This is a genomic window from Methylomonas fluvii (genome assembly GCF_014850975.1).
Classification (GTDB): domain Bacteria; phylum Pseudomonadota; class Gammaproteobacteria; order Methylococcales; family Methylomonadaceae; genus Methylomonas; species Methylomonas fluvii.
The window spans coordinates 626158-647228 of sequence record NZ_JACXST010000001.1; the positions used below are offsets into that span (position 1 = coordinate 626158).

The window sequence follows — 21071 nt, forward strand, 5'->3', positions numbered from 1 at the left end:
AAAACCCAGTTTCAACAATAAAAACTCATTTAATTTCAGTTACGTAGCCGCTCTAATGGAAGTAATCAATGGTGATTCTACGGAATCGTAGATAAGATGAACCTGTGTTTTAGCACGGGTTAAGCCAACATAGAAAAGGCGTGATGCCTCTTTCAACTGCTCGTCGGTTCTATCAAACCCACTTGGGAATACACCATTCTCCAACCCTATCATTATGACCGCTTGGAACTCTAGCCCTTTCGAGCTGTGCAGCGTCATCAAGTTGAGCTGATCCGGACTCTTACCCTGATTCCCAAAGATTTCGACCGTGAAACCCTGCAAAATCCCACCTTTCGCTGCGGCATTTATCAGTTCTTCGAGGTTGTCTTTCTCGTCGGCGAGACCAGGCTCTTGTTCGAGCATTTCATTCAGCACATCACGACGTAGCGCCAAGATCCAACGGTGCAAAGGCAACGCGCCGCCCCGTAGCGAAAACAGGGCCGTAATTAAGTGCTTGCGAGCGGTCAACAATTCGGACTCATTCATCACTGAGCGGTACATGCGCCGCCATGCTTTTAGCAGCTGAGAAAGAGACACTTCTCCAGTCTGCCAACCTCCCGAGCACCAACGTGCTGCATCCATGAGCCACTCGCTCAAGCGTGTGCGCTTGATGGGCGAGCCGTTATCAAGCCGAAAATATCTCAGACTAAGAGCATCCGCCGCCTGTGCAATCGGTGAACCCTCATTAAGCGTCCGGTATAGTAGCGCTATATCTCCTGGCACCCACGAGGGATTCGCCTTCAGCAACGCTGGCACCAGCATCTGGAGTGCATAGTCCGCCTGCTCGCGGATGCCACACTCTAGGCGGTGAATCTGAATTTCGCCAGACCTCCCATCATGAGACTGGAACTCTGCCGGCTCAGGTAAAAGAGCCATGGAGGCAGCAATGATTCGATCTGCGCAACGGTAGTTCAACTTGAGTGCAACCGACTCCATTTGCCGGAGACCAGCCAAGGCTCTCAACAGACCCGGCTGAGCACCAGTGAATCCATAAATGGACTGGTCCGGGTCACCCACAGCAACGATTCGAACTCCCGCCCGAAGCAGTGCTAACACGATCCGATGCAGGGGTAAGCCGAGGTCCTGATATTCGTCGATCACGACCACCGGATACTTCGCCCGAATGGCGCGCCGGATCCACTCGTGCTTCTCGATAAGCTGCAAGCCGGCGAGAACCAGTCCGTCAAAGTCGATCAGGCCATTCTGTAGAAGCAAGGTTTCATAGGCCTCGACTACCTCCGTTTCTCGGCCGTCCCACGCATGCCACTCGTCGCTGCCGCGATCTGGAATGGTGCGCCTTAGCTTGTCGCTGGCGATACGAAACCACCCTGGCGCATTCCCACCCAGTTGTCTGCGATAGGCATCGCCAAATAGCGATCTCGCCTGCCTTGGCGAAGCCACAACCAAGGGATTGGGAACATCGAGCCCTGCCATCGCGGCGTAAGGCAACACCAGCTCAGTCAGACAGAATGAGTGGACGGTGGATAGAGAGAGACGATCACCGTCATCCACACCTAGCTTGGTTAACCGCGATCGCAACTCGCCGACACAAGCATTACTATAGGTGATGCATGCGATGCGGCGTGGACGGCGCACATCCTCAGCAATCAGTTGGGCGATCTTGACGGTGATCGTCTTAGTCTTGCCACTTCCAGGACCTGCCAGAATGACGCAGTTCCCCGATGACCGGTAAGCTCGCCACTGGTCTTCGTTTCCTCTCAAATCTTCTGCAACCTTGAGATAGGGCGGCGCCAGAGCACTCATGCGAGTTTGGCCTTCAGATACTTCAGAGCTTCCTTGATGTACACGGGGCATACATCGGCGCGCTCGTCAACGAGAACCGCCGAGAGGCGCTGTGCAACCCTTCCCTTGCCAATGGAGTCAATGTCCTTGAGGAACTGCAAGGGATCAAGCGAATCAGGATCGGCGGAAAGGTCTTTGAAGCGTGCATGCATCTTCTTATTGGTGGAGAGCTTCGTGATGGCTGTCAGGAAGTAATCTGCGGCTCCAGCCTTGAAGACATCAATTTCAAACGTGAACTCGTTCAGAAACACGCCGTAATTCGGTGCGAGCTTCATGACCTTCGCGAAATCACTCTTCGTCCAGACCTCTTCGTTCAGCAAGTGCTGCATGATCTGATTGACGACGCGATTTTCGCCATAGCTGTTCACGACGCCCACCTCATCTGGGTCAGCATCCTCTTGACTCACCACTTCACCCTTCGGGTCGAAGTCAGTCAGTATCACAAACGGAATATTAAGCCCTTTCGGACCCAATAGCTGAACATAGGGGGCGAAGTTTGTGCCGGCAATAGAGCAGACGGAGATGCCCAACGCATCAAAGTCCAAAGTCTCGTCATGCAGCTTAGCCAACGTGGGTAAGAGGAACTTCTCCGCATCACCCTCAACCAGGATGATCCCCTTCGAGAAAAATAGCTCACCGCGCGTGACGTCGATATAGCGTTCCAAATCTTCGCGATCGCTGGCGTTGAGCTTGATACCTTTTAGAGATCGCCCAATAGTGTGACCTTCTCCGGCAACATGGCGCAAAACCACCACATTGGCGAGCGGCGCCACACTTGCCACATTCGGTGAATGCGTCGTGAGAAGAATACTGCGCGGCTCTGGACCGGCCTGCGTTTCGTCTCGCGTCTGTAAGTAATTTCGGTAGATGAGCCGCTGCAGGTGAGGATGCAGGTGGGCCTCGGGTTCTTCTATCGCCAAAAACGTATGTTGCCGTTCTCCTTCATCCACTAAATACTGGTGCTCAAGATGCTTTAGCGCGAGGTAAAGCACATTGGCGGAACCAAGGCTGGCCTCGGCCACACCGCGCTTTCCACCATCGATCATCATTTGCAGTGCGCGCAGTAAACGTTCCGGATCAGTCGGCGAAAACCCCAGGGCTGTTTCCACGGCATGTTTATCGCCTACCATGGTAATCAGTTGATCGTTGACTTGGCTGACGACACTGGAAAGCTCAGGGAGTGCAGCAATCTTTGAGGTTATTGTGTGAACCTCGCCGGCGATCGCATTGAGCTCTTTCACATCCACCGTCTTAGCAGCTCGATCCAACAATGGTCTCAGCGGAGACCTCGACCAACGCGCCAGGTCAGACTCGGCGTCGCGCAAGGCCGGGAACAGGTCCATCGGCATCCATCGCCTTAATTCATAGCCGATCGAGTTTTCTGGCCGATCTCCACCGAAGAGAATGAATTCGTAATCCGCTTCGCTACGCGGTGCTCTTTCAAGCCCCTGCACTGGCTGATAGCGATAGGTAACTCGCGCTACCATCGGGTCTGGCTTCACCAAGTGATCTGCTAGTACCGCCAACAGATTCTCGTTGCCTTCAAAGTCCCGAAACTCGACGGACACCTCAATGATGTCTTCCGCTTTCAGTGGGCGGGTCAGCCCATCCCAAAAGTCATCAAGGCGCAGCTTACGCAATGAATCGGGAAGTGCTGGATCAAGGATCAACCGAAGTGCAAACAGGAGATTGGTCTTGCCGACCTTATTCTCACCAAGAACAACAGCATGCTCGCCAAGTCTGATATCAAGGTGCTTGAAGTTTCTAAAGTTTTTGATAATGATACGGCTTAGTCGCATAACAGTCTTGTCTCTTCCTCTAGATCTTTTTCTCAGAACCTGAGATCGGATGCGCATAGATGAGGCCTCTGGTCTGAGCGGCTTTCACTTTGCGGTCGATCATGTCACGCATGGTAAGGTGTCCCTCCAACACTAGAATTAGGTCCTCGCCATCAACAAAGAGCGTCTGAATCTCTTTGCCGATGACGAGGCTGTGAATTACTTCGGGACTAAAGCCGTTCACGGAAATGAACAGTCCACGTCCGTAAAGCTTACCTGCCACCTTTCCAGCGAACTGATAAACCGGCTCGTTGCTGGCAGACCTTTCCTGCCACTTGGCCTCAATGAGGTAATGCTCTCCGTCAAACTTCACAGCACCATCAACTTGTTCTCCGTTGACGCGGAACGCTTCCGTCGTTTCTAGACGCGAGAGACGGGAAAGTTCGGCGAGGATACGTTCTAGTGCGTAGCCGCGCTGCTGTCGTGACGTTTTGTTTGCAAGCAAATCGAGATATTCGCTGCGTAATTGTTCCAGCGAAGCGGTCGGCTGCTGTCGAACGGCGTCTTGAAAGACACGTCGTTCACGATCGGATTTGATCTTGGCATCTCGAATTTCCTGCAGTTGGCGCAAGTGGTCAAGGTTCCGCGTCGCTACGGAGCGATCCAATTTGCGAAGCTTGTCAAAGTAGTATGGGTCGAAGTGAGACCAGGTCAACAGCGACTGCAGCATCGCTCGAAATGAACCGAGTCCATTGTCTGGGCGTGCCGCAAGTGCATTGAAAAGTGTATCAATGACTTCATGACGCTTAAGAGCGTTCTCACCTTCAATCTGCAAAGAGCTGATTTCGGCCTTGGTGCATCCATGCTTCTCAAAGAAACCGACGATTTCCTTGCGTGGCCAAAACAGCGACAAAATGCAGTCCTTCATGCAGCCTTTAATGTCAGCTGGAAAATTCAACTTAAAATTTCCACTTAATCTACCAAACTAGTCTTTACTGATTCGTTTCATAAAATTTGAGATTTCATTTCACAATTGTGAGATTTTTTTCATGAATTATGAGATCTGACACCGACACACCGTTATACATCCAAATTCGCCACATCCAAAGCGTTCTTAACTATGAAATCCCGACGCGGTTCCACCACATCGCCCATTAAGGTGGTGAAGATTTCGTCGGCGGCGACTACGTCGTTGATGGTCACTTGCAACATGCGGCGGCTGTTGGCATCCAGGGTGGTTTCCCAGAGTTGTTCCGGGTTCATTTCGCCCAAACCTTTGTAGCGCTGGATGTGCTGGCCTTTTTTGACTTCCTTCATCATCCATTCGAATGCTTGCTTGAAGTTATCCACTTGCTGTTCGCGTTCGCCCATGCGCATGACGGAGGTTTCGCCGAACATGCTGAGGGTTTTTTCCACGTAGCGAGCGATTTTTTGATAATCGTTACCGGCGAAGAACGGCGCGTGCAAAACAAAGCTTTTGGTAATGCCGTGCAGGCGTTTGCTGACTTCTACATCAAAGTCATCGCTGCCGCGATATTTTAGCTGGGTGCTGAAGATGGCTTTGTGGCCACCTTCGTTCAGATTTTTTTGCAGTAAATCCAACCAGGCTTGCAGCTTCTGCTGGTCGGCTTTGATTTCGTCGCTTAACACCTGCATGTAAGTCATTTGCTCCAGATACAGGTCGTCGTAGCGTCTGGACAGGCGATTGATAATGCTCATCACATCGGCAAATTCCGTCGCGAGTTTTTCCAGGCCTTGGCCTTGTATGACCGGGGTATCGGCATCGGTTTGCAATTGCGCTTTATCCAAAGCGAGTTGGATCAAGTATTGGTTTAAGGCATTGTCGTCTTTGACGTAATGTTCTTGTTTGCCTTTTTTGACTTTGTACAACGGCGGTTGGGCGATGTAGATGTGGCCACGTTCGACCAACTCCGGCAATTGCCGATAGAAGAAGGTCAGTAGCAGCGTGCGAATGTGCGAGCCGTCGACGTCCGCGTCGGTCATGATGATGATGCGGTGGTAGCGGAGCTTATCGATGTTGTATTCGTCTTTACCGATACCGCAGCCCAACGCGGTGATCAGGGTGCCGACTTCTTCCGAGGAAATCATACGGTCGAAGCGGGCGCGTTCCACGTTAAGGATTTTACCTTTCAACGGCAGGATGGCTTGGGTGCGACGATCACGGCCCTGTTTTGCGGAGCCGCCCGCCGAGTCCCCTTCCACGATGAACAGTTCGGACAAGGCCGGGTCTTTTTCCTGGCAATCGGCGAGTTTGCCGGGTAAGCCGGCAATATCCAGGGTAGTTTTGCGACGGGTCATCTCGCGGGCTTTTCTGGCGGCCTCACGTGCTCTGGCGGCATCGATGATCTTGTTAACGATGGCTTTGGCAACTTGCGGCTGTTCAAGTAGGAACTCTTGCAGCTTTTCGTTCATGGTCGATTCGACCAAGGGTTTTACTTCCGATGAAACTAACTTGTCTTTGGTTTGCGAGGAGAACTTAGGATCGGGGACCTTCACCGATAACACAGCGGTTAAACCTTCGCGAGCATCGTCGCCGGTGGTGGCGACCTTTTCTTTTTTAGCCAGGCCGTTGGTTTCGATGTACTGATTGATGGTGCGGGTTAATGCACCTCTAAATCCGGCCAAATGCGTGCCGCCGTCGCGCTGTGGGATGTTGTTGGTGTAGCAGAACACGTTCTCTTGATAAGAGTCGTTCCATTGCATTGCCACTTCCACCGTTACGCCTTCTTTTTCGGCGATAAAGTGAAAGACTTTTTCAAACAACGGGGTTTTGTTTTTGTTGAGATGCTGGACAAAAGCGCTGATGCCGCCGTCGAATTCGAATACATCTTCTTTGCCGGTTCTTTCGTCGCGCAGCGAGATTCGCACACCGGAATTCAAAAACGACAGTTCGCGTAAGCGCTTAGCCAGGATGTCGTAGTGAAATTCGATATTGGTAAAGATAGTCGGGCTGGGCTTGAAGTTTATGTAGGTACCGCTTCCCTCACAATCACCTATCACCGCTAAAGGTGCTACGGGCTCGCCGAGCACGTATTTTTGCATGTGCAGTTTGCCGTTCTTACGAATCTTCAGCGTTAGCTCTTCAGACAAGGCATTTACCACGGAGACGCCTACGCCGTGTAAACCGCCGGAGACCTTATAGGCGTTGTCGTCGAACTTACCGCCAGCATGCAAGATAGTCATAATTACTTCGGCGGCGGAACGGCCTTCTTCTTTGTGTATATCCACCGGAATGCCGCGACCATCGTCATAAACGGATACGGACCCATTTTCATGAATGACGACATCGACGCCTTTGCAATAACCAGCCAGCGCTTCGTCGATGGAGTTATCAACCACTTCGAACACCATGTGATGCAAGCCGGAACCATCATCTGTGTCGCCAATGTACATGCCAGGACGTTTTCTGACCGCATCCAAGCCTTTTAGTACTGTGATATTCGAACTGTCGTAATTTTCACTCATGGGTGTATCCATTGTGTTGTGTTTTACCGCAACGATGCACGGTCTTCATGTCACGCATGAATCGGTTGTATCGTGTGTGATGGGAGTTGTTAATTTTTATTATTTGTTCCACGTGAAACATCAAAATTGTTTTACATCGCCGTGTTCCACGTGAAACCATTTATAGTTTTCTACTGAACTTAAATCGCCAAAATCAGCTATATCGGTACTGCTGATAAAAACCTGGCAACTTAATCCAACAAGGTATTTTATCAATTTTGCCCGGTTTTCGGCATCCAATTCGGATGTTAGATCGTCTATCAAAATGCAACAGGCATTCGGGCTTTCCTGATTCAATAAGGTGACTTGCGCTAACAGCAAAGCCAGGACTAAAAGCTTTTGCTGTCCACGGGACAAATAGTCTCTTGCCAACCTTTTGTGCAGATACGTTTGAAAATCGGCGCGATGCGGACCACTATGGGTAAACCCGTAACGCATATCTCGATCCAAATCATTTTTTAATATCAAGTCTAAGGGTTGGCTACTATCCCAACCGGATAGGAAGCGCAAATCGACGTTTTCCTGATTCAAAAAATGCTTAGCCATTTCCAGAAACACCGGTTGCAGGCTTGCCAAGTAGGTCACTCGAAAATCGTTAATCACCTGACCGTATTCCACAAGTTCCTTATCCCAAGCTGAGAGCTGTTTAATCTGTCGCGTCTTCAACAAGGCATTCCGTTGCTGCAAAGCCTTATTAAACTTGCGCCAACAGGGCAAAAAGTTTTTGTGCTGATTAAAAATCCCCCAGTCTAAAAACTCTCTACGGATTTGCGGTCCGGAATCCAGCAAGCGATAACTCTTGGGATGAATCAACTGCACTGGCAAGGCGTAAGCCAGATCGGCTTTTTGTCTATCTTCCTGGTCGATGCGAATCTGGCATTGCTTATTATCAATTTGAATACCCAGCGTGCTGACGGATCCGGACTGTTGCCTATTTTGTGCGGAAACCGTCAATTGCGGCTGATCAAACGAAATAGCCTGTTTGGTATGAGTGGTTCTGAACGAGCGGGACCTACCCAAGATAAAAATGGCTTCCAGCAGCGAACTCTTACCGCTGGCATTGGCACCGGTGATGAAATTAATGGCAGGAGACGGCGAAATACTTGCGGAATGGATGTTTCTGACCGACAGCACATCCAGCTTTAACAAGGTCATAATCCCTGGACAACCTACATCCGCATTGGCATCACAATAAATTTAAATAAAGGCTGTTCGGGTTCTTCAATAAAACAACTGCTGGCATTGCCGGCTATGGTCAGCACCGCCATTTCGGAATCCAAATTGGACACAGCATCCAACATATACTGCGAGTTAAACGAAATACTCAAGGGCTCACCTTGATAATCGATGATCAGCTCTTCCTCGGCCTCATCATGTTCTGGATTATGGGTGCTGAGCTTCAGCAAATCGCCGGATATATCGAAAGTCACACCTTTGTACTTCTCGTTGGACAGAATCGCCACCCTGGTCAAGGCATCTCGCAAGACTTGCTTTTGGATCAGCAACGGACTCATAAAGCTTTGATTGAACACTTTACTGAAGTCCGGAAATTTGGCATCGATCAACTTGGAAGAAAACACCACATCCTTGTAATAAATTCGGATGTTGTTGCTGGAAAACTGGATATTCAATTCAGCATCTGCATCATCGAGCAAACGACTGAGTTCCTGCACCGCTTTTCTGGGCATGATGATGCGGGATTCATAACCGGTCGCTTGGCCAATATCGTCTTCATAAATCGACAAACGATGACCATCGGAAGCCACCAGCTTCAGCCTGGAATTACTCACATTCAGGAGCAATCCGTTCAAGTAGTAGCGTACATCCTGATTAGCCATGCAAAACACGGTTTTATCCAACGCCTTCTTGAATTTGCCGGCATTCAGCAAAAAGCTGTGCTCAAACTCTGACTCATTGAATTCAGGGTAATGCTCAGCCGGCAAGGTGCTTAAGGAAAATCTGCTGCGGCCGGATACAACTTTGACTTTATCGTCTTGTAATTCGAAGTGAATTTCCGCGCCATTAGGTAATAAGCGGCAAATATCCAGAAATTTTCTGGCTGGAACCGTGATTTCACCGGAATGTGCTATTGATTCAATATTTAACTTAGCAACGATCTGAATTTCCGTATCCGTACCGGTCATCACCAGCTGCTCGTCGCTGGCCTGCAACAACACATTGGACAGAATCGGCATGGTTTGCCGTTTCTCGATAACGCTGACGATTTGCTGCAACGGCGGCAAAATTTGATCTCTGCTAATAATAAATTTCATATAAATATCTTTTATATATTGTTACTACTATGTAAACAAAAAGCTGTGGAAAACTGGTTTTATCTAATTTAAATCAAAATCTTAGCATGTATCAAACATTGTTGTCGGATACCCTTATAGCTTGTATGGGGTTTGTGGATAAGCTGGATAGGCTATTTCCGGCACACTTTATCCACAACTTAAGCGCAATTAATGCGATAAGGTTCTCAACAGGTTTTTGTAATCTTCCGCCATCTTCACATCGTCATCTTTCAACTCAGCCACCCGCTTGCAAGCGTTGATGACCGTGGTGTGATCGCGTCCGCCAAACGCATCGCCGATTTCCGGGTAGCTGTGGGAGGTCAATTCCCTGGCCAGACACATGGCTACCTGTCTGGGCCGGGTGATGGATTGTTTGCGGTTTTTTGACGATAAATCGGCCACTCTAATCTTGAAATACTCGGCCACGGTCTTTTGAATGTTATCGATACTGATCAACTTGTCTTGCAGGCTAATCAAATCGTGCAACGCTTCTTTGGTAAATTCCAAGGTGATGTCGCGGCCGGTAAATTGCGAGTTGGCAACCACCCGGCGCAACGCACCTTCCAGATCTCTAACATTGGAAGGTATGCGTTTAGCAATGAAGAAAGCGATATCTTGATCCAGATCCACACCGACCTGCATGGCCTTTTTAATCAAGATCGCGGCGCGGGTTTCCAGATCCGGCGGTTCTATGGCCACCGGTAAACCCCAACCAAAGCGGGATTTCAAACGGTCTTCCAAGCCATCGATTTCTTTCGGATATTTATCGCAGGTTAAAACCACCTGATGTTTGTTATCCAGCAGGTTATTAAAGGTATGGAAAAACTCTTCCTGCGAGCGTTCCTTACCTGCCAGAAACTGGATGTCGTCCATCAATAAAATATCAATGCTGCGGTAGTACTCTTTAAATTGATTGATGCTGTTTTGTTGCAGTGCCTTGACCATGTCCTGCACAAACTTCTCGGAATGCAGATAGACAATATTGGCATCGGGTTTTTTCAACAACACCGCGTTGCCTATGGCATGCATCAAGTGGGTTTTGCCCAGACCGGAACTGCCATAGATAAATAGCGGGTTGTAGACCTTACCGATATTATCGGAAACCGTCATCGAAGCCGCTCTGGCCAATTGATTGGATTTACCTTCCACAAAGCTTTCAAAGGTGAAGGCTTTGTTTAAAAAATTCGGTTGATTCTTCTTTTGCGCCGGACTCTTATTAAGTGTCGGTACTTTGATGGTCGGCGATTTTTTACTGCCAATTTCAAACTGCACCGCCAAGGTTGCATTGGAAAACTCGTTGACGGCGTCCTCGATGATCGCGAAAAAATGCTGTTTGATGTGGTCGATAATAAACCGGTTGGGGGCAAGCAATTTTAACTGGCTGTCGGTTTCCACTGCTTGCAGCGGCCTGATCCAGGTGCTGAAATCGGTACTGGGAATTTCATGTTCAAGCTTGGCGAGGCAGTTGTTCCAAATCACACTCATCGGCATTCAAGAAGGGGCTTAGAAAGGCCTTGCATGATACCACAGTGACCGCTTAGGGCTTGACTCTGTGGACGTTATCAGAAAAGAATGACGGCCGCATGGATTACCCTCATTACTACACATGATTTCGGGCAAACTTTATATTATTTCCGCTCCATCCGGGGCGGGCAAAACCAGCTTGGTTAAACAACTCATTGCCGAGATGGACGATTTGGCCGTGTCGGTATCCCACACGACGCGAGCAATGCGCAGCGGCGAACAGGATGGTGTCGATTACTTCTTTGTTTCGGTCGAGACTTTTAAAGCCATGATCGAGCGGCAAGCCTTTTTAGAGCATGCGCAAGTGTTCGACAACTTTTATGGCACCGCACAACAAACCGTAGAAGATAATTTGGCCAAAGGGCTGGATGTGATCTTGGAAATTGATTGGCAAGGCGCTCAGCAGGTCAGAAGGATGTTGCCGGAAAGCCTATCGATTTTCATCCTGCCGCCATCCATCGAGGTATTGAGCCAGCGCCTGCAAAACCGCGGCCAGGATAATCCGGAGGTGATTGCCCGGCGCATGCGCGACGCGGTGACGGAAATGAGCCATTATCCGGAGTACGATTATTTGATCGTTAACGACGATTTCAATCTGGCGTTGCAGCAATTAAAAAGCATTGTGACCGCAAACCGCTTAACCCAAAATCAACAACAAAAAACCTTGGCAGCATTGTTGCAAGATTTACTTAACTAATAGAACTAACAACACTTATGAAAACTAGAAAAACGTCTTATCTGTTTGCCACGCTGATTGTTTCGGCGTTGACCCTTGCCGGCTGCTCCAGCGATGAAGCGGAAACTCCCAAAGCCAGTGCCCCATCTGCAAGTAAAAAAGCTGTCCACCGCGTGGATAGCGGTGAAGCGACCGAACCTGAGAAACGTCAATTCGAAAAAGAATTTTCGGCCAAATGCGTCGCGCGGGAACTGAAAAACTCGAATAATAAAGACGTCGATCAAAAGCGCTTTGAAGAAAGTTGCGACTGCATTGCAGAACACATCATGAAAGATCTATCGGAAATTGATGCCGAAAAATATCTGGAAGATCACGAAGACACCCACACCTTGCAGATCAAATTTGATGCTGCGGCGTATTTCTGTTTGCAAAACAAACCGCAGCCCAAAGGCCCACATTTATTCGGCAAACCGCAATAACATCGTAGGTTGGGTTAGCTCGATAAATCACAACTCAACATTCAAAGTTTACGTGTTGGGTTACGGCTAGCGCCTAACCCAACCTACCGTTTTACCCAATCCATCATTCCCCATGACACTATCTTCCGAATTATTTTCTCAAGCCAAACAATACATTCCCGGTGGCGTTAACTCGCCGGTGCGTTCCTTCAGTGGCGTCGGCGGTACGCCGGTATATTTCGATCATGCGGCCGGCGCTTACGTTTACGACAGCGAAGGTAAGCGCTACATCGATTATGTCGGTTCCTGGGGGCCAATGATTTTGGGCCACGCGCATCCGGCCGTGATCGATGCGGTTAAACATAGCGCCGAAAAAGGCTTGAGCTTTGGTGCGCCCACCGAAATAGAAACGCTGATGGCGCAAACAGTCTGCGAACTGCTACCGTCCATAGAAATGATCCGCATGGTCAGCTCCGGCACCGAAGCCACCATGAGTGCATTGCGCCTGGCACGCGGTTATACCGGCCGCGACAAGATCGTTAAATTCGAAGGCTGCTACCACGGCCATTCCGATTCCTTGCTGGTCAAAGCCGGTTCCGGCGCTTTGACTTTTGGCGTACCCAGCTCACCCGGCGTGCCAGCCTCGGTAGCTGCCGATACCCTCACCCTGACTTACAACGACAGCGATGCGGTGCGCAACACCTTCGCCGAGCTGGGTGACAAGATTGCCTGCATCATCGTTGAACCGGTAGCCGGCAATATGAACTGTATTCCGCCCGAGCCGGGATTTCTGCAAACCTTGCGCGAGGTTTGCGACCAATACGGCAGCGTGTTGATTTTCGACGAAGTGATGACCGGCTTCCGCGTCGGCTTGCAAGGCGCACAAGGTCTGTACGGCATCAAACCGGATCTGACCACGCTCGGTAAAATCATCGGCGGCGGCCTGCCGGTCGGCGCCTTTGGCGGCAGCCGCAAAATCATGGAATATCTGGCGCCGCTGGGTCCTGTCTATCAAGCCGGCACCTTGTCCGGCTGCCCGGTGGCGATGGCCGCCGGCTTGAAAACTCTGGAACTGATCAACCAGCCGGGTTTCTACGAAGATTTAACCGCCAAAACCGCTAAATTATTGGCCGGATTACAAGCTGCTGCCGATCAGGCCGGCATCGCCTTTACCACCAACCAGGTCGGCGGCATGTTTGGTTTGTTCTTTAGCGATGAAAAATCGGTCAGCCGTTTTTCACAGGTTATGGCTTGCGATGTCAATCGCTTTAAGCAATTCTTCCATGCGATGCTGGATAAAGGTGTCTACCTAGCGCCGTCGGCTTTTGAAGCCGGATTTGTTTCCGCCGCGCATACGGATGAGGATTTGCAGGCAACGGTGGATGCGGCGGCTGAGGTGTTTAAAGCGTTGTGAGATTGTGGTGTCCGAGTAATATATGAAAACCTTTTAATTACTTGTTAGGCTTATGTATCACTATAACCCCTTCATCTATTTCGCTTTAATTGTTGCCTTAACTCTTATTGGCTGCTCTCATGAGTTTGAATTTGGTGTGGTGAGTGGACCACTTCAAATCCCCGCGAACACACGGGTGTCAATCAGAAATCCAGAACATATAGTAACCCCGAACCATTATGATTCTGTTTGCGTGCTTCCAGCCGAGCCATATGTGGTTGCGGACGCAGTTTTCGGGCCAAATGGGGTGGTACCACCAAAATTTGTCGGCCCCAATGGAGCGTCGTTCTCACCGAAAATCTTTGTTAGGAATGCCTCAGGTATAGAGGATCCTTTACCAAGCATTTCCGAAGCTCTTACCAAAACCGGAACTTGGCTTTGTTTTAGGTCATTGGACAGCAATCAAAAAATACACTTACCGTATACTGAGATAGCACTAGAAAGCTCTGAGGCTATGTATATAAAGTCAATTAAGTGGGATAGCACTGAAATATCGTTCTAACAGGGCTACTTTGTGCGGTTACGTAAGCTCCGCTAACCGCACTTTAATGCCCTGCTTGGGCCAGTTAAGTGGCTTGGTTTCGCGTTGCTCTTCCCAGCCTATCTATTCTCCAGTTCTGAGTTAGATCGCTGTATTTCTAACAAGCGATCATCGCGTTCACGCACCAGCCAATACGTCACGCCTAATACTAACGTCGCTACTGCCAAGGCCAGCAATACCTCGGCGGAGGTTTTGCCCAGATCCAGCACGATAAACTTGCGCGCAAGCGCCAACATGGCAATCAACAGCACGACCTTGGTTTGAATGACACTTTGCTCGCGGGTCACGACGTATTGCAAGGTGTGATTAAACTCCAGCGCAATCAGCAGGGTCATGATTTCGCCGAACACCTGTTGAAATATTTCGTGGTCCAAAGGATTCAAAGCATCGAATACCAGTCCGCCGATTACCCCAACGAATAACCTGAACAAAGCGACGCTGACCACTAACATCACCAAAAAGGTCAGCGAAAACGCGACGCCGCTTTCGAAGCGTTGATAAAACGTCAATGCATTCCAGTCCTTACAAAAATTTCGCCAACTTGATATGTGATTTTTCATGCCGTTTACTCCTTGATCTTCAAAAGATAAATGCACTTAGTATGAATATGCGCGAAAGTAGTTGCCGCGAGTTAGAATTTCAATAGTTCCCCCATTCTTGGCGCGACAGTGGTTTTTACAGATAACCGATTTGGACTAAAACAGATGAATAGACTGACCAAGCACATTGAATCGCTTTTATCGGTTTGTAACCAGAAATGCGCGTACCCACATAACAAATTAAACGAGTCTTTGCTTTTGGTGTTTGGCTTGCTCACCGTATTTCCACATCTGAGCCACGCCGATTTTGTTACCCACCCACTGAACGACGCCCCGACCGCTCAATCAGCGGAATCCCCAGCCCCGCCAGCCGCTACCGAGACTGAGCAGCCCAATCAAGCGGAAGTTGACTTTAACGAGCAGTTTGGCGAAAAGAAACTGGGCACTTGCAGCATGACCTACAAGATGGAGGGCTTTTCGCTGGCTTATAAGCAATACGACGGCACCGGCGAAATCACCTGCCGAAATGGCCAAAAGGCCCCGGTCAAGCTGTCCTCAAAAAGCATAGGTTTTACGATTGGTTATTCGGTTATCGAAGGCGAAGGCCATTTCACCGATGTGAAATATATCAGCGAAATTTTTGGCGATTACATTTCGCTGGGCAATCACTTTGGCATTAAAAACTCGGTGGATAGGCAAGTATTGACCCGCGGCGAAATTTCTCTGGTGTTAATGGGTAAAGGCAAGGGCTTTGATATTGGCTTTACGATTGGGGATTTATCGATCAAGCCGCGATAAGCCGTTCGCTTGATGCATTAAGAGGGTTTCGATGGAAATAGGAATAGGGATGGCACTGGCGGCAATACCGTTGGCGACTTTGCTTGGTTACCTGGCTTGCACCTGGCTGAGCGGTAAGCGGCAGCGCGAATTGCAAAGTCAGTTAGAGCAGCAGCAACAGCAAGTCCAACAACAGGCTGTTAAATTGGCGGTGGCCGAAGAGCGGGTTTTGCTGTTGGCGCAAAAAGAATCCGAACTGAAGTTGCTACAGCAACAATTGTTAGAGTTGAAAACCGAAAACGCGGATCTCAACGCCCGTCAGCAAGAACAACACAAAAGCAACGCTGAGAAAATCCGCCTACTGCAAGATGCGGAAAATCAGCTAAAAACCCAGTTCGAGAATCTGGCGCATAAGATCTTCGAAGAACGTGGCAAGCAATTTACCGAACACAATAAAGTCAGTATCGAAAGTTTGGTCGCGCCGCTTAAGCAACAACTCGGCGAATTTAAAAACCGGGTTGAAAGTGTTTACGACAACGAAACCAAGGACCGCATTTCCTTACGCGAAGAAATCGTCTCGCTACGCCGCGATACTGCCAAAATGAATCAGGAAGCGCTGAACCTGACCCGCGCCTTGAAAGGCGATCATAAAACCCAAGGCAACTGGGGCGAAATGATCCTGGAAAAAGTCTTGGAACAATCCGGTTTACGCAAAGGCATCGAATACGAAACCCAAGGTGCGTTTCGCGACGAAGATAATCGGCTGTTCAAGCCCGATGTCATCGTCCGCTTACCGGAAAACAAGGATGTAATCATCGATTCCAAAGTTTCATTGGTGGCCTACGAGCGTTATTGCTCGGCGGAAGACGATAACCAACGCATCGAAGCGCTGAAACAACATACCGAAGCAGTCAGAAACCACATCAAAGGTTTAAGCAATAAAGACTACTCCAGTTTGAAAGGTCTACGTTCACTCGACTTTGTATTGCTGTTCATGCCCATAGAAGCCGCTTTCATGGCAGCGTTCCAAGCAGACGAAAAATTATTCAACGATGCGTTTGAACACAAAATCGTCGTCGTTACGCCTACGACATTGCTGGCGACTTTACGCACCGTGCAAAACATCTGGCGTTACGAGCAACAAAACGAAAACGCCCGCTTGATCGCCGATAAAGCCGGCAGCCTTTACGACAAGATTAGAGGTTTTGTCGAAGACATTGAAAAACTGGGCAACCAACTCAGCACGATACAAAAAACCTACGACGGCATCGTCAACAAACTGAGTAGCGGCAGCGGCAATTTGCTGCGTCAAGCCGGGGCCTTAGAAGAATTGGGAGTGAAAGTTAAGAAGAAGTTGCCTAAAAGCCTGACCGAACAACTATCTGCAGAAGATTGATGTTTCTTGGGGGGCTTAATGGCTAGAATCTAGGCGCAATAATAGTAATAACTTTATATAGATCTTAAGATTATTATTACTATTAGCTGTGAAAAATCTGTGGAAAACACCGTTTATTAACCTTAATTCAAAGTCTTATTGAAAATTAACGCTGTTATGCGTAAGGCTTTTTGCTTGTTTATAGACTGGGGATAATTCGAATCCGGGTTTTTTCAGACAACTTATCCACAAATTCATAGCCCATCGACCAACAAGTTTTCAACAGAAACCGTTTTTTGGGCCGTCTTTTCCGGTGATACGATTAACAGCTAAATAGATGTGGGTCGAACCACAAGCGCCATCTCTTAACATTGCCCGTTGAAATACACCTATCCGGACCCTATGTCCGGATGGGCCCAAGTAATCCATGCAGCGTGCTAACATGACTAAAATTTCCAAAAGGAATGTTTACTGAACTAGGCTAGAGATACTCATGGTCAACCCGGCAGAATTACGCCCCAAAATAAAAGCTTGCCTCAATGCATTGGATGCTACCCGGCCCGTGGTATTCGGCGAGCATCCTTTGATCGCGGACGGGGTTAGCGAAGACCTTTACGTGGAAGGTTTACACGGACCCGATAGGCCCCTGGTTCGGGTACTGGCCGATCGCATAGATTTTGACGAAGGCGGCGGTACCTATTTATTTTCCGGAAACCGTGGCACCGGCAAGACCACCGAACTGATGCGTCTGGCGGAAATGCTGCGCGAGCAGGGTTGCGAAGTGTTTTACGTTGATATGGCGGAATACTTGAATTTAACCATGGCCGTGGAAATCACCGATTTTCTGATCAGCATGCTCGGCGGTTTATCGGAAAAAATCGAAGACCGCTACGGTCACGATCCCGCCAACATCGGCTTTTTCGAACGGGTTTGGAATTTTCTGCAAAGTGAAGTCAACATTGAGGAACTTGGCTTGGAAGCCGGCGAGGACCTCAAAGCCAGCTTGAAAATGTCGCTGCGGGAAAATCCCATTTTCAAGAAAAGACTCCAGGAAGGCACTCGCGGTCACGTCGCCAGATTGGTACAGGAAGCGCGCAAATTCGTCGAAAACGTTGTGGCTGTCGCCCGCCGCAAAGCAGGTCAGCCCGATAAAAAAGTGGTGTTACTGTTGGATTCGGTGGAACGCTTGCGCGGCGTCGGCGATAGCGAAGACATAGGTAAAGTGTTCAAGAGCGTGGAAACCATTTTTTCCGGGCATGCCGACAAATTGCGTTTTCCGCCGCTGTATTTGGTTTGCACTATTCCGCCGTATTTGACAGCCTTGGCCGGTAGCCTGGCTGCTTTGTATTCCGGCGGCAAAATTTATATGCTGCCCAGCGTGCATGTTTACGAAAACCGTCCGTTAGACGGCGCAGCGCCGGTGCCTTCCGAAACCGGACTGAATGCGATGGTGGATATTGTCGGTCGGCGTTTTCCGGCATGGAGTCAGTTTTTTCATAGACAGCAACTATTGCGCTTGGCCGCCAATTCCGGTGGCGATTTGCGCGATTTTTTCCGGTTGGTGGGTTTATGCATCACCGAAGCCCTGTACCAGGAATCCCTGCCGTTGCCCGATGCGGTGCTGACCAGCGCGGAAAGCGCCTTGCGTAACGATATGCCGCTGGCGCGCGACGACAAACAGGTGTTGGCGCGGGTGTTGGAAAAGCACGACCGGCAATTGGAAAGCCTGGACAAACTCCCGGATTTTGCCCGCTTGACCGAAGGCAAATACATCCTCAACTACCGCAACGGCGATGACTGGTTTGATGTGCATCCGCTGCTGCGCGACATCGTTGCCAAAGGTGACTGACGCCGATTATCAAAACGAGCTGGACCGCATTTGGCGTAGGCTGCGCCCGCATCTGGAATGGGCGCGCGGCTTTATGCTGGCGGTGTTGTTCAGCCGGCATCCGGCACCGATCCAGGCCTTAAAACAGCGCCTGCAAGACTTGCTGAGTATCAATACCCTACCGTTACGGCATTTTGTTTTGCAACAGCCCGACCAACTGGATGCCACTTTGGCGGCGATACTGGCTGTCCGGCCACTGGGCGACAAACGTCCGCCCTTGTGGTTGGAGCTGCGCTTGGATGGCGATAGCCAGCGCCGGGCGGTGTGGCAGTTGCTGGCCCGTCTTAACGAAAGACGCTTTTTATTGGAGCGCGATGTCGCCTGCCCTCTAGTAGTGCTGTTGCCGGCCGAGTTTCGTATTGATGTGCCCAGCATGCTGCCGGATTTATGGAGCATCCGCAGCTTTACCGCCGATTTACCGACGCCGGTGCCTATCGTACCGACAAGCCGCTCCGAGTATGTACCGGCTTATGCCAGCTTGGCGGCCAGCCGGGAATTGTCGGCTGCCGAACTGGAATGGCGGCGCTTGTGGGCAAACACCACCGACAAACAGCGGCTGTCGGCGGATGCGGCTTTTGCCGCGCTTGACGCAGCTATGGAGAGAATGGATTACGCTGCCGCCGGGCAAGTTGTCGAGCAAATGTTGCCGGTATTGCGGCAATCGGCCGAGAAGCCTGACACGCCCGACGCCAAGCGCAGTGTCAGCATGATTTTGGCTTACGCCGGCGATATAAACCAAGCCTTGGGTCGGCTGGAGGATGCACGGGTAGCCTACGCCGAAAGCCTGGACTTGAGCCGGCAACTGCGGGAGGCGCTGGGCGACAGTCCGCAAGTGCTGCGCGATTTGAGTATTTCGCTGGACAACATCGGCAATGTGGATAATGCCCTGGGCCGCTTGGAAGAAGCGCGGGCGCCCTATGCCGAAAGCCTGAGTTTGCGCCGGCAACTACGGGAGGCGCTGGGCGACAGTCCGCAAGCGCTGCGCGATTTAAGTGTGTCGCTGGACAACATCGGCGACGTGGATAATGCCCTGGGTCGCCTGGAAGCCGCGCGAGCGGCCTGCGCCGAAAGCTTGGGCTTGCGCCGGCAACTGCGGGAGGCGCTGGGCGACAGTCCGCAAGCGCTACGCGATTTGAGTGTGTCGTTGAATAACATCGGCGATGTGGATAATGCCTTGGGCCGCCTGGAAGCCGCGCGGGCGGCCTACGCCGAAAGCCTGGACTTGAGCCGGCAACTGCGGGAGGCGCTGGGCGACAGTCCGCAAGTGCTGCGCGATTTGAGTATTTCGCTGGAGAAGATCGGCGATGTGGATAATGCCCTGGGCCGCTTGGAAGAAGCGCGGGCGGCCTATGCCGAAAGCCTGAGTTTGCGCCGGCAGCTGCGGGAAGCGCTGGGTGACAATCCGCAAGTGCTGCGCGATTTAAGTGTGTCGCTGGACAAGATCGGCAATGTGGATAATGCCTTGGGCCGCCTGGAAGTGGCGCGGGCGGCCTACGCCGAAAGCCTCGACTTGAGCCGGCAACTGCGGGAGGCACTGGGCGACAGTCCGCAAGCGCTGCGCGATTTGAGTATTTCGCTGAACAAGATCGGCAATGTGGATGAAGCCCTGGGCCGCCTGGAAGCCGCGCGGGCGGCCTATGCCGAAAGCCTGGGCTTGTGCCGGCAACTGCGGGAGGCGCTGGGCGGCAGTCCGCAAGCGTTACGCGATTTGAGTATTTCGCTGAACAAGATAGGCGCGGTGGATAAAGCCCAGGGCCGCCTGGAAGAAGCGTGGACGGCCTATGCCGAAAGCTTGGGCTTGCGCCGGCAACTGCGGGAGGCGCTGGGCGACAGTCCGCAAGCGCTGCGCGATTTAAGTGTGTCGCTGGACAACATCGGCGACGTGGATAATGCCCTGGGTCGCCTGGAAGCCGCGCGAGCGGCCTGCGCCGAAAGCTTGGGCTTGCGCCGGCAACTGCGGGAGGCGCTGGGCGACAGTCCGCAAGCGCTACGCGATTTGAGTGTGTCGTTGAATAACATCGGCGATGTGGATAATGCCTTGGGCCGCCTGGAAGCCGCGCGAGCGGCCTGCGCCGAAAGCTTGGGCTTGCGCCGGCAACTGCGGGAGGCGCTGGGCGACAGTCCGCAAACGCTGCGCGAATTGTTCGTGTCGTTAATCAGGATCGGCGTGGTGGAGCAGGCCCTCGGACGGTCGCGTGAGGCAGAGGTCTTTTTTAAGGAAAGCAAGGAGTTAGCCGCAAAACTGGCGGCGGCCTTTCCCAATATTCCGCAATATGCCAAAGATCTGGCCTGGGTCAGCGCCCGCCTGCAAGCCCTGGAAAACAACGATCAGCTAGACTAAGCTGCAAACGCAGTATGCCGCCTTTGCCAAGTTTGTGATGCCGATGATAGGTGGTAGCAT

Annotated in this window: 15 protein-coding genes; 7 read left to right on the forward strand and 8 right to left on the reverse strand. The window is 50.8% G+C overall.

What is annotated here, in order from left to right; genetic code table 11:
* Positions 1–39 precede the first annotated feature (39 nt).
* The 7 genes from EBB_RS02980 to dnaA form a co-directional block, all read right to left on the reverse strand.
* Positions 40–1803 carry an ATP-dependent helicase gene (locus EBB_RS02980; protein WP_192392397.1) on the reverse strand — a complete coding sequence of 588 codons (1764 nt, stop codon included), beginning with the start codon at positions 1801–1803 and terminating at the stop codon, positions 40–42.
* Positions 1800–3641, reverse strand: coding sequence for an ATP-dependent nuclease (locus EBB_RS02985; RefSeq protein WP_192392398.1), 1842 nt, complete (start codon positions 3639–3641; stop codon positions 1800–1802). Before EBB_RS02985 ends, EBB_RS02980 begins: the two co-directional genes overlap by 4 nt.
* 19 nt (positions 3642–3660) lie before the next feature.
* Complete coding sequence (locus EBB_RS02990) at positions 3661–4578, reverse strand: restriction endonuclease (RefSeq protein WP_192392399.1); 918 nt, start codon at positions 4576–4578, stop codon at positions 3661–3663.
* Between the two features lie 122 nt (positions 4579–4700).
* On the reverse strand, positions 4701–7106 hold the full coding sequence (gene gyrB / locus EBB_RS02995) for a DNA topoisomerase (ATP-hydrolyzing) subunit B (protein WP_192392400.1): 2406 nt from the start codon (positions 7104–7106) through the stop codon (positions 4701–4703).
* Positions 7107–7226: 120 nt separating this feature from the next.
* Positions 7227–8300 (reverse strand): DNA replication/repair protein RecF, encoded by a 1074-nt coding sequence (gene recF / locus EBB_RS03000; RefSeq protein WP_192392401.1) that lies wholly within the window; start codon positions 8298–8300, stop codon positions 7227–7229.
* A 14-nt stretch (positions 8301–8314) separates the two neighbouring features.
* Positions 8315–9418 (reverse strand): DNA polymerase III subunit beta, encoded by a 1104-nt coding sequence (gene dnaN, locus EBB_RS03005; protein WP_192392402.1) that lies wholly within the window; start codon positions 9416–9418, stop codon positions 8315–8317.
* 189 nt (positions 9419–9607) lie between these two features.
* Positions 9608–10924: a chromosomal replication initiator protein DnaA gene (gene dnaA, locus EBB_RS03010; protein ID WP_192392403.1), complete on the reverse strand. Its 1317-nt coding sequence runs from the start codon at positions 10922–10924 to the stop codon at positions 9608–9610.
* Between the two features lie 121 nt (positions 10925–11045).
* Here dnaA and gmk point away from each other — a divergent pair, with 121 nt between their 5' ends.
* The 3 genes from gmk to hemL all read left to right on the forward strand — a co-directional run bounded on the left by gmk (position 11046) and on the right by hemL (position 13511).
* A complete protein-coding gene (gmk, locus tag EBB_RS03015; RefSeq protein ID WP_192392404.1) occupies positions 11046–11660 on the forward strand; it encodes a guanylate kinase in 615 nt (204 codons plus the stop codon).
* Positions 11661–11677: 17 nt separating this feature from the next.
* The gene (locus EBB_RS03020) at positions 11678–12118 is read left to right on the forward strand and encodes a hypothetical protein (protein ID WP_192392405.1); all 441 of its coding nucleotides are present in this window, start codon (positions 11678–11680) and stop codon (positions 12116–12118) included.
* Between the two features lie 112 nt (positions 12119–12230).
* Positions 12231–13511, forward strand: a complete 1281-nt coding sequence (gene hemL, locus EBB_RS03025) for a glutamate-1-semialdehyde 2,1-aminomutase (RefSeq protein WP_192392406.1) — start codon at positions 12231–12233, stop codon at positions 13509–13511.
* A 639-nt stretch (positions 13512–14150) separates the two neighbouring features.
* Here the strand turns inward: hemL and EBB_RS03030 are convergent.
* The gene (locus EBB_RS03030) at positions 14151–14651 is read right to left on the reverse strand and encodes a phosphate-starvation-inducible PsiE family protein (RefSeq protein ID WP_192392407.1); all 501 of its coding nucleotides are present in this window, start codon (positions 14649–14651) and stop codon (positions 14151–14153) included.
* A 144-nt stretch (positions 14652–14795) separates the two neighbouring features.
* On the opposite strand from EBB_RS03030, the gene EBB_RS03035 reads away from it, so the two are divergent.
* From EBB_RS03035 to EBB_RS03050, 4 genes are all read left to right on the forward strand, one after another.
* Entirely contained in the window at positions 14796–15428 is a 633-nt protein-coding gene (locus EBB_RS03035; protein ID WP_192392408.1) for a hypothetical protein, read from the forward strand.
* A gap of 31 nt (positions 15429–15459) precedes the next feature.
* Complete coding sequence (locus EBB_RS03040; protein WP_225587219.1) at positions 15460–16803, forward strand: DNA recombination protein RmuC; 1344 nt, start codon at positions 15460–15462, stop codon at positions 16801–16803.
* Positions 16804–17275: 472 nt separating this feature from the next.
* Positions 17276–18631: a P-loop NTPase family protein gene (locus EBB_RS03045; protein WP_192392409.1), complete on the forward strand. Its 1356-nt coding sequence runs from the start codon at positions 17276–17278 to the stop codon at positions 18629–18631.
* The gene (locus EBB_RS03050) at positions 18576–21011 is read left to right on the forward strand and encodes a tetratricopeptide repeat protein (protein ID WP_192392410.1); all 2436 of its coding nucleotides are present in this window, start codon (positions 18576–18578) and stop codon (positions 21009–21011) included. The genes EBB_RS03045 and EBB_RS03050 overlap by 56 nt, the downstream gene beginning before the upstream one ends.
* Positions 21012–21071 lie beyond the last annotated feature (60 nt).